The sequence below is a fragment of the Halochromatium glycolicum genome (assembly GCF_016584085.1).
GTDB classification, from domain to species: domain Bacteria; phylum Pseudomonadota; class Gammaproteobacteria; order Chromatiales; family Chromatiaceae; genus Lamprobacter; species Lamprobacter glycolicus.
Genome location: NZ_NRSJ01000001.1, coordinates 97,293 through 111,446 on the forward strand (window position 1 = coordinate 97,293; position 14,154 = coordinate 111,446).

At 64.8% G+C, this 14,154-nt stretch carries 14 protein-coding genes; 8 read left to right on the forward strand and 6 right to left on the reverse strand.

Going from position 1 to position 14,154, the window contains the following annotated elements; all coding sequences use genetic code 11:
- Window positions 1-3 precede the first annotated feature (3 nt).
- The 4 genes from rsxD to CKO40_RS00365 all read left to right on the forward strand — a co-directional run bounded on the left by rsxD (window position 4) and on the right by CKO40_RS00365 (window position 3,678).
- Window positions 4-1,065: an electron transport complex subunit RsxD gene (gene rsxD, locus CKO40_RS00350; RefSeq protein WP_207173298.1), complete on the forward strand. Its 1,062-nt coding sequence runs from the start codon at window positions 4-6 to the stop codon at window positions 1,063-1,065.
- A 31-nt stretch (window positions 1,066-1,096) separates the two neighbouring features.
- Entirely contained in the window at window positions 1,097-1,828 is a 732-nt protein-coding gene (rsxG, locus tag CKO40_RS00355; RefSeq protein ID WP_200343660.1) for an electron transport complex subunit RsxG, read from the forward strand.
- Window positions 1,828-2,544 (forward strand): electron transport complex subunit E, encoded by a 717-nt coding sequence (locus CKO40_RS00360; protein WP_200343662.1) that lies wholly within the window; start codon window positions 1,828-1,830, stop codon window positions 2,542-2,544. Before rsxG ends, CKO40_RS00360 begins: the two co-directional genes overlap by 1 nt.
- 243 nt (window positions 2,545-2,787) lie before the next feature.
- Complete coding sequence (locus CKO40_RS00365) at window positions 2,788-3,678, forward strand: phosphoribulokinase (RefSeq protein ID WP_200343665.1); 891 nt, start codon at window positions 2,788-2,790, stop codon at window positions 3,676-3,678.
- 45 nt (window positions 3,679-3,723) lie between these two features.
- Here CKO40_RS00365 and CKO40_RS00370 read toward each other — a convergent pair whose 3' ends face one another.
- The 4 genes from CKO40_RS00370 to miaB all read right to left on the reverse strand — a co-directional run bounded on the left by CKO40_RS00370 (window position 3,724) and on the right by miaB (window position 7,697).
- Entirely contained in the window at window positions 3,724-4,650 is a 927-nt protein-coding gene (locus CKO40_RS00370) for an HlyC/CorC family transporter (RefSeq protein WP_200343667.1), read from the reverse strand.
- The gene (ybeY, locus tag CKO40_RS00375; RefSeq protein WP_200343669.1) at window positions 4,628-5,299 is read right to left on the reverse strand and encodes an rRNA maturation RNase YbeY; all 672 of its coding nucleotides are present in this window, start codon (window positions 5,297-5,299) and stop codon (window positions 4,628-4,630) included. Before ybeY ends, CKO40_RS00370 begins: the two co-directional genes overlap by 23 nt.
- On the reverse strand, window positions 5,277-6,254 hold the full coding sequence (locus CKO40_RS00380) for a PhoH family protein (RefSeq protein WP_200343671.1): 978 nt from the start codon (window positions 6,252-6,254) through the stop codon (window positions 5,277-5,279). Before CKO40_RS00380 ends, ybeY begins: the two co-directional genes overlap by 23 nt.
- Before the next feature lie 66 nt (window positions 6,255-6,320).
- On the reverse strand, window positions 6,321-7,697 hold the full coding sequence (miaB, locus tag CKO40_RS00385) for a tRNA (N6-isopentenyl adenosine(37)-C2)-methylthiotransferase MiaB (protein ID WP_200343673.1): 1,377 nt from the start codon (window positions 7,695-7,697) through the stop codon (window positions 6,321-6,323).
- A gap of 176 nt (window positions 7,698-7,873) precedes the next feature.
- Here miaB and CKO40_RS00390 point away from each other — a divergent pair, with 176 nt between their 5' ends.
- Complete coding sequence (locus CKO40_RS00390) at window positions 7,874-9,154, forward strand: MFS transporter (RefSeq protein ID WP_242476682.1); 1,281 nt, start codon at window positions 7,874-7,876, stop codon at window positions 9,152-9,154.
- Between the two features lie 151 nt (window positions 9,155-9,305).
- On the opposite strand, the gene CKO40_RS00395 is transcribed toward CKO40_RS00390, so the two are convergent.
- Together CKO40_RS00395 and CKO40_RS00400 are read right to left on the reverse strand one after the other, a co-directional pair.
- Window positions 9,306-10,034 carry a YwaF family protein gene (locus CKO40_RS00395; RefSeq protein WP_200343677.1) on the reverse strand — a complete coding sequence of 243 codons (729 nt, stop codon included), beginning with the start codon at window positions 10,032-10,034 and terminating at the stop codon, window positions 9,306-9,308.
- A complete protein-coding gene (locus CKO40_RS00400) occupies window positions 10,012-10,272 on the reverse strand; it encodes a Fe-Mn family superoxide dismutase (RefSeq protein WP_200343679.1) in 261 nt (86 codons plus the stop codon). The genes CKO40_RS00395 and CKO40_RS00400 overlap by 23 nt, the downstream gene beginning before the upstream one ends.
- A 90-nt stretch (window positions 10,273-10,362) precedes the next feature.
- Here CKO40_RS00400 and CKO40_RS00405 point away from each other — a divergent pair, with 90 nt between their 5' ends.
- The 3 genes from CKO40_RS00405 (at window position 10,363) to CKO40_RS00415 (ending at window position 14,118) form a co-directional block, all read left to right on the forward strand.
- Window positions 10,363-12,414 (forward strand): ribonucleoside triphosphate reductase, encoded by a 2,052-nt coding sequence (locus CKO40_RS00405; protein ID WP_200343681.1) that lies wholly within the window; start codon window positions 10,363-10,365, stop codon window positions 12,412-12,414.
- A gap of 413 nt (window positions 12,415-12,827) precedes the next feature.
- Window positions 12,828-13,037, forward strand: coding sequence for an anaerobic ribonucleoside-triphosphate reductase (nrdD, locus tag CKO40_RS00410; RefSeq protein ID WP_200343683.1), 210 nt, complete (start codon window positions 12,828-12,830; stop codon window positions 13,035-13,037).
- A gap of 388 nt (window positions 13,038-13,425) precedes the next feature.
- On the forward strand, window positions 13,426-14,118 hold the full coding sequence (locus CKO40_RS00415) for an anaerobic ribonucleoside-triphosphate reductase activating protein (protein ID WP_200343685.1): 693 nt from the start codon (window positions 13,426-13,428) through the stop codon (window positions 14,116-14,118).
- The last annotated feature ends 36 nt before the right edge of the window (window positions 14,119-14,154 follow it).

A 14,154-nucleotide genomic window follows, 5' to 3' on the forward strand; every position in this document is an offset into this window, starting at 1 on the left:
ACGATGACCATCATTTCTTCGCCGCATAGCGCGCGGGTCAATCGCGTCGACCAGGTCATGGTGCAGGTGTGCCTGGCGCTGATCCCAGGCACGGCGGCGCTGGTCTGGTTCTTCGGTTGGGGCGTGCTGATCAACATGGCCCTGGCAACGGTCTTCGCTGTCACCGCCGAGGCGCTGGTGATGAAGCTGCGCGGACGTCCGGCGTTGCCGGCGATCTCGGACTATAGTGCCGTCGTGACGGCGCTGCTGTTCGCGTTGACGATCCCGCCGACGCTTCCGTGGTGGATGACCCTGTTGGGCATCCTGTTCGCGATCGTGATCGTCAAGCAGCTGTACGGGGGCATCGGCTACAACCCGTTCAATCCGGCGATGGCCGGGTACGTGTTCCTGCTGATCTCCTATCCGGTCGCAACGACCAGCTGGCTGCCGCCGGACGTCTCGGAGCTCCTCGAGGCGCGCGACCTCTCGACGCTGTCCTTCGTGGATTCGGTGCGCCTGATCTTCACCGGTGCGCTACCGGAAGGGCTGACCTGGGACGCGGTCAGCGCCGCGACCCCGCTCGACGAGCTGCGCACGATGCTCGATCAGGGCAAGACGATCGATATGATCCGCGAGAGCCCGCTCTGGGGTCTCTTCGGCGGCCGTGGATGGGAGTGGGTTGGCGCCTCGTTCCTGCTCGGCGGGCTCTACCTGCTCTGGCGCCGGGTCATCACCTGGCATATCCCTGTGGCCTTCTTGGGCGGACTCTTGGCGGTGGCGGCTGCATTCTGGCTGGTCGATCCGCAAGGCTATCCGTTCCCGACGTTCCATCTGTTCTCCGGCGGTGCGATCCTTGGCGCGTTCTTTATCGCGACCGATCCGGTCTCCGCCTGCACGACCAGGCGTGGGCAACTGATCTACGCGGCCTTGATCGGTGTCACGGTCTTCGTGATCCGCACCTGGGGTGGGTACCCGGACGCCGTCGCCTTCGCGGTACTGTTATTGAACATTGCGGTGCCGATGATTGACCAATACTCACAGCCGCGTGTCTTCGGCCATGGCCGAGGCGAGCGCAAGAAGGCTTAACCATTCCAAACCGAGTCAACGGATACCGATCATGAAGAAGGCCCCAATCCTCATCGCCGCGCTCATCCTTGGCAGTTTCGCCGTCGGCGGCGTCGGGCTGGTCGCCATGACCCACGAGCTGACCGACGCGAGGATCGCCGAGAACCAGCGTCAGGCCATGCTCACTAAGCTCAAGGCGATTGTCCCGGAAGGGCGCATGTCCAATGATCCGCTCGAGGATCGGATCGAGGTCAGCGATCAAGAGCTGCTTGGCGCCCCGAAAACAGAGGTCTATCGGGTACGCGACGATGGTGAGCCGGTCGCGCTGATCCTAAAGCCGATCGTGCCCGATGGTTACGCCGGCCCCATCAAGCTGCTGGTCTCGGTCCTCCCCGACGGCACGCTCGGCGGGGTTCGCGTGATCGAGCATCATGAGACGCCGGGGCTTGGCGACAAGATCGAGGAGCGCAAGGACGACTGGATCATCGAGCAATTCAGCGGCCGCTCGCTCGGTGAGCCGCCGATCGAGGAATGGACCGTGAAACGGGATGGCGGCGCCTTCGATCAGTTCACCGGTGCGACCATCACCCCGCGTTCGGTGGTGAAGGCGGTCAAGGACACCCTGTTGTTCGTCCAGCGTCATGGCGATGCGCTGTACGAGCGGCCGGCATCCGGTCAGGAGAACGAGACCGGTGAGCCGATGCAGGCGGCCGCTGCAGCCAAACAGGCGGCCGCCGAACCGGCTGCCGGCGGCAAGTCGACCCCTCTCGCGGAGGCGTCCTGATGGCGGGGAAGGGCTATGGCGCTCTGGTCGGCGAGGGGCTCTGGAGCAACAACCAGGCGTTGGTGGCGATGCTCGGGCTCTGCCCGCTGCTCGCGGTCACGACCACGGCGACCAATGGCTTGGGGATGGGGCTGGCGACGACGACGGTGCTGGTGCTCTCCAACGCGACGGTCTCGCTGATCCGGAACCTGGTGCGGCCGGAGGTTCGGCTGCCGGTGTTCGTGTTGGTGATCGCCTCCTTCGTCACCGCGGTCGAGCTGACCATGCAGGCCCAGTTCTATCAGCTCTACCTGGTACTGGGTCTGTTCATCCCATTGATCGTGACCAATTGCGCCATCATCGGCCGCGCTGAGGCGTTCGCCTCGAAGGCGCCGCTCGACCGGGCCATCGTCGACGGTCTGGCGATGGGGATCGGTTTCACGCTGGTGCTGATGGTGCTGGGCGGGATGCGCGAGTTCCTCGGTCAAGGGACGCTCTTCTATCAGGCCGATCTGCTCCTCGGGTCTGCCGCGCAAGGCTTTGGTTTGGATCTCGGTGAAGGCTTCCAAGGTGCGCTGTTGGCGATCCTCCCGCCTGGAGCCTTCATCGGCCTCGGGTTTCTGATCGCGCTGAAGAACCTGATCGATAAACGCGTTGAGCGGCGCCGATCGGCTCAGCGCGCAGCGAGAAAGACGTCTGAGGAGCCCGGTGCATCGGGTGAGCTGGCCCCGTCGTAGCGCTGACTGTCGGGCCGGGCCGTACAGCGCCCGATGTCGCCGGGGCCCCACTCGATAACAGCTTGCGACGCACTCGCGTCCAAGTGGCTGGGCTGGAAGTGGTATATTCGCGCGTTCACCTGAGTGTCGGTTGACGCACCGGCGTCCGACGCTGGTTGATATCGCTTTCAGTCAGGCCAGCCATCCTGTGCGCGTCGCTCGACGGTTGCTGGCAGCATCTCAAGACAGACGAGGAGTTTTCGCATGTCCAAAAAGCATCCAGTTGTTGCCGTCACGGGCTCGTCCGGGGCCGGGACCACGACCGTCAAACGCGCGTTCGAGCACATCTTCTACCGCGACGGCATCAATGCGGCCGTGATCGAGGGCGACAGCTTCCATCGCTTCAATCGCAAAGAGATGAAGGCCGAGATGGCGAAGGCCGCAGAAGAGCACCGGAACCTGAGTCATTTCGGTCCCGAGGCGAATCACTTCGACCTGATCGCGGATCTGTTCGCGAGCTATGGCGATACCGGCACCGGCAAGAAACGCTACTATATCCACAGCGACGAAGAGGCGGCCCATCACAACAGCCGTCTCGGCACCGATCTCTCTCCCGGTGAGTTCACCCCTTGGGAAGAGGTTCCGGGCGGCACCGACCTGCTGTTCTACGAAGGGTTGCACGGGCTCGTGAAGACCGACGACGCCGATGTCGCCAGGCATGTCGATCTCGGTATCGGCGTTGTGCCGATCGTGAACCTGGAGTGGATTCAGAAGATCCACCGGGACAACTCCGAGCGCGGCTATGCGGCTGAGGCGATCGTCGACACCATCCTGCGCCGGATGCCGGACTACATTCGCCACATCACGCCGCAGTTCACCCGGACCGATATCAACTTCCAGCGCGTGCCGACGGTCGACACCTCTGACCCCTTCATCGCCCGCGATATACCGACCCCCGATGAGAGTTTCGTGATCATCCGCTTCAAGGAGCCGGAAAAGTTCGAGATCGACTTCCCCTATCTGCTTTCGATGATCAAGGAGTCGTTCATGTCTCGTCGCAACACCATCGTCGTGCCCGGCGGCAAGATGGGGTTCGCGATGGAGGTCATCCTGCAGCCGATCATCGAGCGCATGATGGCGGCGCGACACGTCTGACCGCTCTGATCACCGCAAGCGCCGCGATGCTCTCGCGGCCGCTTGCTACTCCAGTGCGGCGCCGGGCGCCGATGCCTGTCCCCCGGCATCCGGCATCAGCGCCGCGGGCGGCCGCACCGTGAGCAGATGGACGCGGCGGCTGTCGGCGCGCAGGATCGTAAAGCGAAAGCCGTCGATCTCGACGCGCTCCCCGCGCGTGGGCAGGTGTGCGAAGGCGTGCACGACCAGCCCGCCGACGGTATCCAGATCGCCGCCCTCGAGGCATGAGCCGAAGTAGTCGTTGAACTCCTCGATCGAGGTTCGCGCCTTGACCGTGTACTCGCCCCTGCCGCGCTTGTAGATGAAGGCGCCCTCGTCGAAGTCGTGCTCGTCTTCGATGTCGCCGACGATCTGCTCCAGCACGTCCTCGATCGTGACCAGACCGGCCGCCGAGCCGTATTCGTCGACGACGATGGCCATGTGGTTCCGGCTGGCCCGAAACTCCTTCAGCAGCACGTTCAGACGCTTGCTCTCGGGCACGAACACCGCTGGCCGGACATGGTCGCGGATATTGAACGGGCGGCGATTCGCTTCCGAGTAGTAGCTCAACAGGTCTTTCGCGAGCAGGATGCCGACCACCTCGCCCTTGTCGTCACCGGTGACGGGGAAGCGGGAATGGGCGGACTCGACAGCGGTCGCCAGGATGCGCTCGAGCGGGTCATCCCGACGAATATGGACCATCTCGGCGCGCGGGATCATGATGTCGCCGACGCGCAGATCGGCAACCTGCAATACCGCCTCCATCATGCCGAGCGCATCGCGGTCGAGCAGGCCGCGGCCCTCGGCGTGCTGCAGCAGCTCGGCGAGCTGTTCCTTGTTCTTGGGCTCACAGCGGCCCAATAGACCGCCGAGATCGTTCAGGCCGAGGCGCCTCAGCCAGTGATTGGCTGGATTGGCTGGGGCGCCCTGTCTAGATCCGTCGTCGCTCGTCATGGACGTCGTCGATGACCTCATAAGGTGATGGGAATCCTAGCGCGCCAAGAATCCGGATTTCCAGCGCTTCCATTGCCGATGCCTCGGCTTCGGTGAGATGGTCGAAACCGAGCAGGTGCAGCACGCCATGCACGACGAGATGCGCCCAATGGGCCGTCTCGGTCTTGTCTTGCTCGTGCGCCTCGCGTTGGACCACCGGCGCGCAGATGATCAGATCGCCGAGCAGGCTGCCGAGCGCTGCTGCCTGCGGGTCCAGGGCGTCGAGTCCCGGCGGCAGATCGAATGGAAAGGAGAGGATATTGGTCGCCCCGGTGCGATCGCGGTAGCATCGATTCAGCGTGGTGCTCTCCTCCTCGCCAACGATCCGGAGGGTCAGCTCAGCCGGTTTCGGCACGGTCCGCCGCGCCGATGCGGGCCCGGCTGCTAGCTCAGCTGCGAGCCCCGCTGCTAGCCCAGCTGCGAGCGCCTCAGACGCCCAGCGCTCGAGGTCCGGTACCGATGGCAGCGGCCGCTGACGATCGGTCTGCGGACGCGCATCTTGCAGGTCGATGAGCACCACGTCCTCTGCGGCTGTGGCAGTGGTCCCGCCGGCGGCCCTTCCGGCGCTCGGCCCGGCGGTCGGCGCGTCAGCTTCCTTGGTCTCGGTCATGGGCGTCGTAGGCATTGACGATCCGCTGGACCAACGCGTGCCGGACGACATCGCGGGCGCTGAAGAACGAGAAGCTGATGCCCTCGACCGGACGCAGGATCTCGACGGCCTGGCGCAGCCCGGAGGGCTGCCCCTTGGGCAGATCGACCTGGGTCACGTCGCCGGTCACGACCGCGGTCGAGCCGAACCCGATCCGGGTCAGGAACATCTTCATCTGCTCAGGGGTCGTGTTCTGCGCCTCGTCCAGGATGATGAAGGCGTCGTTCAGGGTGCGGCCGCGCATATAGGCGAGCGGCGCGACCTCGATCACGTTGCGCTCGATCAGCTTGTTGACCTTCTCGAAGCCGAGCATCTCAAACAGGGCGTCATAGAGCGGGCGCAGGTAGGGATCGATCTTCTGCGCCAGATCGCCGGGCAGGAAGCCGAGTCGCTCGCCGGCCTCGACGGCTGGGCGGATCAGCAGCAGCCGACGCACCCGGTCGGTCTCGAGCGCCTCGACCGCGCAGGCAACGGCGAGATAGGTCTTGCCGGTGCCAGCCGGCCCGACACCAAAGTTGATGTCATGGGTCAGGATAGCGCGCATGTAGCTCTGCTGCATCGCACCGCGCGGCTTGATCAGACCGCGCTTGGTCTTGATGATGAGGTCCAGCGTTTGCTCGGCGCTCGCTTCGGCCGCGGCGTCGGCGCCGGCCTCGACCAGCTGCAGATGGACGCGCTCGGGCGAGAGGACCTCATTGGCCGCTGCGGCATAGAGGTCGTTCAGTACACGGGCGCCGGCCTCGGCGGCCTGCTGCTCGCCGATCAGGCGGAAGCTCATGCCGCGATTGGCGATCTCGATGCCGAGTCGACGTTCGATCAGGCGCAGGTGCTGGTCGAACTGACCGCAGAGGTTAGCCAGGCGGACGTTGTCCTCGGGCTTCAGACTGAGGTCGATGTTATAGGGGGTTGGGGGCAAAGGTCTGTCTTGATGGCTCAGAAGGCTCAGCCGGTAAGGGATTCAGCAAAGAATGCCCAACGCGATTCAGGCGCAGGCGTTCGCGATGGCCGACTCGGTGGGGCTCGACCCGGTGACGCGCTCCTGCAGCTGGCCGCGCAGCGAATTGGGCAGTGCCTCGGTGATGAGCACGTCGGCGAATTGGCTGGTCAGCTGCGGCGGACCCGCAAGGTTGACGACCCGGTTGTTCTCGGTGCGGCCGGCGAGTTGGGCTGGGTCCTTGCGCGACGGGCCGGTGATCAGGACCCGCTGCACCGTCCCGACCATCCGTCGGCTGACGACCTGGGCCTGGTGGTTGATCTGCTGCTGCAGCCGAGCCAGTCGGGCCTGTTTGGTGGCCAGCGGGACGTCGTCCGGATACTCGGCAGCCGGCGTGCCGGGTCGGGCGCTGTAGATGAAGCTGAAGGACTGGTCGAAACCGACCTCGCTGACCAGACGCAGCGTCTCGTCGAAATCGGTCTCGGTCTCGCCGGGAAAGCCGACGATGAAGTCCGATGAGATGCAGATGTCGGGTCGTGCGCGGCGCAGGCGCCGGACCTTGTCCTTGTACTCGAGCACGGTGTGGCCGCGCTTCATCAGCGCGAGGATGCGGTCGGAGCCGCTCTGCACCGGCAGGTGTAGGTAGCTGACCAGCTCCGGCACCTCGGCGTAGGCCTCGATCAGGCTGTCGGAGAACTCGACCGGGTGCGAGGTCGTGAAGCGAACCCGGTCGATGCCCTCGACCGCGGCACAGAAGCGGATCAACAATGCCAGGTCGGCGATCTCGCCGTCATGCATCAGGCCACGATAGGCGTTGACGTTCTGGCCGAGGAGATGGATCTCGCGAACGCCCTGATCCGCGAGGCCCGCGACCTCGGCGATCACGTCGTCGAACGGGCGGCTGATCTCTTCGCCACGGGTGTAGGGCACCACGCAGTAGGTGCAATACTTCGAGCAGCCTTCCATCACCGAAACGTAGGCGCTCGGGCCCTCGGCCCGTGGCTCCGGCAGCCGGTCGAACTTCTCGATCTCGGGGAAGCTGACATCGATCTGCGGCATGTCCCGTTCGCGCGCGGCATCGAGCATCGCGGGCAGGCGATGGAGGGTCTGCGGGCCGAATACCAGATCGACGAACGGTGCGCGCGCACGAATCGCGTCGCCCTCCTGACTGGCGACGCAGCCGCCGACACCGATCACCAGGTCGGGTCTCGCGCTCTTCCAGGGCCGCCAACGTCCGAGCTGCGAGAACACCTTCTCCTGCGCCTTCTCGCGGATCGAGCAGGTGTTGAGCAGCAGCACATCGGCCTCCTCCGGCCGTTCTGTCCGCTGCAGCCCGTGTGAGGCGCGCAGCAGGTCTGCCATCCGCGACGAGTCGTACTCGTTCATCTGGCAGCCGTAGGTTTGAATGAAGAGTTTCTTGGCCATCGACAGTGGAGCGCTTTCGGCACCACAGGTTCTACAAATGGGGAGAGATCGGCGGACGCCGAGGATTCCGAATCAGTGCATCGTCTTCAGTGTCGATCATGGTGTCAAGCCGAGTCGTATCAACCTGTAAGATCCAGTGCCGATAATCCGCCGCCACCCCCGAGACCGAGCATATGATGCGCAAGCCCGCTCTGCCTGATCCGCAAACAGGCCGCCTGCTGGCCTGGGCGCTCTACGACTGGGCCAACAGCGCCTACGCGGCCCTGATCCAGACCTTTGTGTTCGCGACCTACTTCACCAGTCAGGTTGCCAAGGACAGTACCATCGGCACCACGCAGTGGGGTAATGCGATCGGCATCGCTGGTCTGCTGATCGCCCTGTTGGGTCCGCTGCTCGGTGCGGCCGCCGATCAGGGTGGGCCGCGCCAAGGGCTGCTGCGGGCGCTGACCGGGCTCGCGGTGCTCACGACCGCCCTCCTGTGGCTGGTGCGACCGACGACAGATGATGTCACCCTGGCGCTGTTGCTGGTGGGGATCGGCACCGTTGCCTTCGAGCTCGCCGGCGTGCTCTATAACGCGCTGTTGCCGGCACTCGCTCCGCGCTCGCGAATCGGACGCTGGTCCGGCTGGGGCTGGGGGCTGGGCTATGTTGGCGGCCTGCTCTGCTTGGTCGTCGCGCTGTTCGGATTCGTGCTCGACGATGCCTGGCTGCCCCTGCCGCGCGAGGATGCCGAGCATGTGCGGGCAACCTTCCTGCTGACGGCGGTCTGGTTCCTGGTCTTTTCGCTGCCGCTGCTCTCGCTGCGGCTCGATCCGCCCGACGGGCGCAAGCCGCTGCTCAGGGCGGCACGCGACGGTCTGCAGCAACTCGCCGGCACGCTGCGCCGGGTGCGCGAGTACGCGACATTGGTGCGGTTCCTGATCGCGCGCATGCTCTATGTCGACGGCCTGGCGACGCTGTTCGCGTTCGGCGGCGTCTATGCGGCCGGCACCTTCGGGATGTCCGAGCAGCAGGTGCTCCTGTTCGGCATCCTGCTCAACGTGACCGCTGCGATCGGGGCGGTCGGTTTTGCCTGGCTCGATGATCATAGCGGCCCGCGCGCAACGATGTTGCTGGCGCTGACGGGGCTGATCCTGCTGGGCACGTCGGTGCTGCTGGTCGAGTCGCGCACGGCGTTCTGGGTGCTAGGTGGCGCGCTGGGGCTCTTCGTCGGTCCGGCGCAAGCGGCGGGCCGTTCTTATCTCGCGCATGCGGCGCCGCCCCATCTGCGTGCCGAGCTGTTCGGGCTGTTTGCACTCTCGGGCAAGGCCACGGCCTTTGCCGGCCCGCTGCTCGTCGGCTGGGTCACCTGGCTGGCCGGGAGCCAGCGCATCGGTATGGCCACCATCGTCGTCTTCTTTTTGCTCGGGCTCTTGATGCTGCTGACGGTGCCCGAGGCACCGCGCGAGCGCGACTGACTCGGGTCCCAAGCCGCAAGCCCGTGACTGGTGGCGGCTCGGCGCCACGCGAGCGAGATGGGGCGAAGGGCGCAGCGGCTAACCTGACACAACGGCAGCAAGCGTTTCATCGTTCCGTGCGTGGCGCACCGTCATGATCGTTAGCCGCAGATCATGATTCCACTGGTCGCTGCTGCTTTCGGGCATTCAGCCGGTCGGCGATGAAGAACGGGGCATAGAGCACGAGGAAGCTCAGGCCGGCGATTGCGAGCAGCGGCAGCCAGTACCAGGGCCAGGGGCCGAACCAGTCCATGAGTGAGGCGCCGGCCGGTTTCTCCATCAGGTACATGAAGTTGGTGCCTGTGCTGGCGTTGACCGCCAGGGCGACTACGGCAACCGCGACGGTGATCAACGGGGCGCGGATCAACGAGGCCGGAACGGGCCGCAGCCGGTAGACGATGAGGGCATAGAGCACGCCCACCATGACCAGTCCGTGCCCGAGGAAGAATAGGATGAACCGGGCCGACGGGAAATCCTGTACCAGATCCGGTGTCGCGAGCGCCTGGGTCGTGCCGGCGAGCGCCCAGAAGTAGACCAGCTCGAATGCTCGCGGGCTCGCCGTGATCAGGACCCAGGCGGTGAGCCAGACGGCCAGCGCGCACAGGTGTAGGGGCAGCATCTCTGGTGTCGGTCCATCGCGCTGCAGCATAAGCGCCAGCTGCACCAGCTCTTGGGCAACCAGCAGCAGCGCCAGCAGGATGCCGATCGGCCTTGCCAGATGGGGGGCGAGGCCGCGCACGGCGACGGGCAGCAGCAGCGACATGGCCAGGATCAGGCCCAGGGTCGCCAGGTGCGATTCGCCGAAGAGCGCGAAGCCGCTATTGATTGCGGTAGTCGACATAGCAGGGGTGCTCCCAGATATCACAAGTCAGGATCGGCGGCTTGCTGTTCCACGGCGGATGATCGGCGATGCCTGCGCTGGCGATGCTCGAGTTTGCCATGGCGTGACCGAGGATCGCACGGTCATCGCCTGGGCGGAATCCGATGAGCATGAGGCGGGCTGGCGGGTCCTTCAGCTTGGGCCGTTGCGTGTCAAGCGGGATCGATGCCTCGGCTTGACTGTAACTGATCTGGATCAAGCCGGGCTGATCAGCTCTTTCCGCAAGATGTAGTGTCGCCTATACTGGCGAACACAATATCTTGTGCCCCATGACCCTAGGAAGCCGATCATGACAACGACCACTGCGGCGGCCCCGGCGCTGCTTACGCTGCCGACACGGGTGCTCAAGCGCGACGGCGAGCAGGTGCCTTTCGACGGCTCGAAGATCGAGTCCGCGATCCTGCGCGCCGGCCAGGCGACCGGGGAGTTCGGCGAGATGGAGGCGCAGCTGCTTTCCGCGCAGGTCGTCAAGGTGCTCGCGCATCGCTACGGCAACGGCCGGCTGCCGGACATCGAGGGCATCCAGGATGTGGTCGAGCAGACCCTGATCAGCGCCAACCACTTCGAGACCGCTCGCTCGTACATCGTCTATCGCGAGCAGCGCGCGAAGCTGCGCGCGGACCAGCGCACGCTGGTCGATGTCGCCAGCTCGATCAACGAGTACCTGGATCGCTCCGACTGGCGCGTCTCGGCCAATGCCAATCAGGGCTACTCGCTCGGCGGCCTGATCCTGAACACCTCGGGCAAGATGATCGCCAACTACTGGCTCTCGCACGTCTATCCGCCGCAGGTCGGTGAGGCCCATCGCGAGGGCGATATCCACATCCACGACCTCGATATGCTCGCCGGCTACTGCGCTGGCTGGTCGCTGCGCACGCTGCTGGCCGAAGGGCTGAACGGCGTGCCGGGTAAGGTCGAGGCGGGGCCGCCGAAGCACATGTCGAGCGCGATCGGTCAGATCGTCAACTTCCTCGGCACGCTGCAGAACGAATGGGCCGGTGCTCAGGCGTTCTCGAGCTTCGATACCTATATGGCGCCCTATGTACGGGTCGACGGGCTCGATTATCCGCGCGTCAAACAGTACATCCAGGAGCTGATCTACAACCTCAACGTGCCGTCGCGGTGGGGGTGCCAAACCCCGTTTACAAATCTCACGTTTGATTGGGTCTGCCCCGAAGATCTGCGCGAGCAGGTGCCGGTGATCGGCGGCGAGGAGCAGCCGTTCACCTACGGCGAGCTGCAGGCCGAGATGGACATGATCAATCGCGCCTACATCGAGGTGATGACCGAGGGTGATGCCAAGGGCCGTATCTTCACCTTCCCGATCCCGACCTACAACATCACCGAAGATTTCCCCTGGGATAGCGAGAATGCCGAGCATCTCTTTGAGATGACGGCAAAATATGGCCTTCCTTATTTTCAGAATTTCCTCAATTCAGAGCTGTCTCCGAACATGGTGCGCTCGATGTGTTGCCGGCTGCAGCTCGATCTCAGCGAGTTGCTGAAACGCGGCAATGGCCTGTTCGGCTCCGCCGAGCAGACCGGCTCGCTCGGGGTGGTCACGATCAACTGCGCGCGGCTCGGCTATACCCATCGCGGCGACGAGGCCGGGCTGCTGCGGCGTCTCGACGAGCTGATGGAGCTGGCCAAGAAGAGCCTGGAGCTGAAACGCAAGGTGATCCAGCGTCACATGGATGCCGGCCTGTTCCCGTACACGAAGCGCTACCTCGGCACCCTGCGCAATCATTTCAGCACGCTCGGCGTCAATGGGATCAACGAGCTGATCCGAAACTTCACGAACGACGCCGAGGACATCACCACCGAGTGGGGCCATGCCTTCGCGTGCCGGCTGCTCGATCACGTACGTGCCCGGATGGTCGAGTTCCAGGAGGAGACCGGCCACATGTACAACCTGGAGGCGACGCCTGCGGAGGGCACGACCTATCGCTTCGCGCGCGAGGACAAGAAGCGCTACCCGGGCATCCTGCAGGCCGGCACCGAGGAGGCGCCGTACTACACCAATTCCTCGCAGCTGCCGGTCGGCTACACCGACGACGCCTTCGAGGCGCTGGCGGCGCAGGACGCGCTGCAGACCCGGTACACCGGCGGAACGGTGCTGCATCTGTACATGGGCGAGCGCATCGGCTCAACCGAAGCCTGCAAGCGGCTGGTGCGGCGGGCGCTGACCAATTTCCGGCTGCCATACATCACGGTGACGCCGATCTTTTCGGTCTGCCCTGTGCATGGTTACCTGGCTGGCGAGCATGAGTTCTGCCCGAAGTGCGATCAGGAGCTGATCGAGAAGAAACGCGCCCAGCAGCGAGCGGCGGTGGCGACTTAGAGGCCCCAACGTTCATGGCACGGTGCAACCCCCCGAACGATGAATTTCGCGTGATTCACGGGAACAAAATAGCTCCTGCGGCCAAATTGAGTCGAAACTTGAGCGATTCAGGTGGCCATTTTGGTAGGACCTCTGATGCGCTGAGCCGCTGGGGGAGCGGGCCGCGAGCGTGGTGCCAAGGGGAGCGGGTCCCCCGGCCGCGCGTCCGGCGGACGCCGTGAATCCGTCCCTGGAGGCCAACGATTGCGATTCGGGGGATCGCCATCCGGGCGATCGACGCCGCCGGACACGCGGCCGGGGCACCCGCTGCCGCATCAGGTGTTTGACGGCCGAGAAGACGGGCCGAGCGAACGCGATCACACGACCAAACGCGGCCGAAGCTGGCCGTACCATCCAATCGACAGGAGTAACCAATGACCGAAACAACGATCGAGCCGACCATCGAGCTGCGCGACGAAGAGCGCACCCGCTGCGAGGTCTGGACGCGGGTGATGGGCTATCACCGTCCGGTGTCGGCCTTCAATCGCGGCAAGCAGGCCGAGCACCAGGAGCGCACCTATTTCCAGGAACAGCCGACTGGCGGCGAGCAGCGAGCGGTGCCAACGCGGCGCGAGGCTGCCTAAGGCAATTGCCGGAAAAGCTCGTACCGAATTGCGCAGGATTGTCGTTTGCCTTCGAGGAGCGTCGCCGGGAGCATAGCCGGGCTATGTGACCGGCGGCGCGACGAAGAAGGCGAGCGAAAAGACCAGCAAGGCGGTATGAGCTTTGACAGAAATCGCCTAAGCCCATTCCGGCCGGTTTATCGGCCTTATCCGAATCATCGGCCAGGCAGCACAGGCTTCTGGTTTTTGATGAATGCAGGCGCAGCGGAAGCCGGTGGAGCGGGTATGGGCGTATGTGTCGGGGCTCTTTCAGCCCGTTTTGAAGAACGCCCAGCCCTTATGAGCTCTTGATTTCAACCAAGAAGAGGCGCCCCCATTAGGGTTTCTCGGGCGCTGCCGGATCGAGTGTATGTCCGATACCTTGAGGGTTGGTGGCCTAACCCCCTTGACCAGCGTCGACTACCCGGGCGAGCTGGCTGCTGTGGTCTACTGCCAGGGCTGCCCCTGGCGCTGCCCCTACTGCCACAACAGGCACCTCGTCGATGAGACCGGTGCCGTGCCCGCGCAGCTCGACTGGGCTGAGGTCTTGAGGCGGCTCGAGTCACGCCGGGGTCTGCTCGATGCGGTGGTTTTCAGCGGCGGCGAGCCGACCGCGCAGGCGGCGCTTGCCGCCGCGATGGCCGAGGTCCGCGCGCTCGGCTTCAAGGTCGGCCTGCATACCGGCGGGCCGTACCCGGAGCGGCTGCAGCGCCTGTTGCCGCACCTGGACTGGGTGGGCCTCGACATCAAGGCGCTGCCCGAGGACTACGCGCAGGTCACCGGTGCTGCCGGCTCAGGAGAGCGCGCTTGGCAAAGCCTGCGCTTGCTGCTCGATGCCGGTGTCGATCTCGAAGTCCGGACTACGCCGATGCCCGGCCTCGATGACGACGCCTATCTGCAGCGCCTGATGCAGCAGTTGGCCGATGCCGGTGTCCGCAACTATGTGCTGCAGCAATGCCAGCCGGTGCATTTACGGGATCCAAGCCTTAAGGGCAGACTCCGCGCCCTTCCTGAACATTGGCCCTCAGCGCCAATCGAGCACGTCGCGCTGCGGGCGGCTTGACCGCTACTCGGAAACGGGTTGGGTTGCAAGAACAGC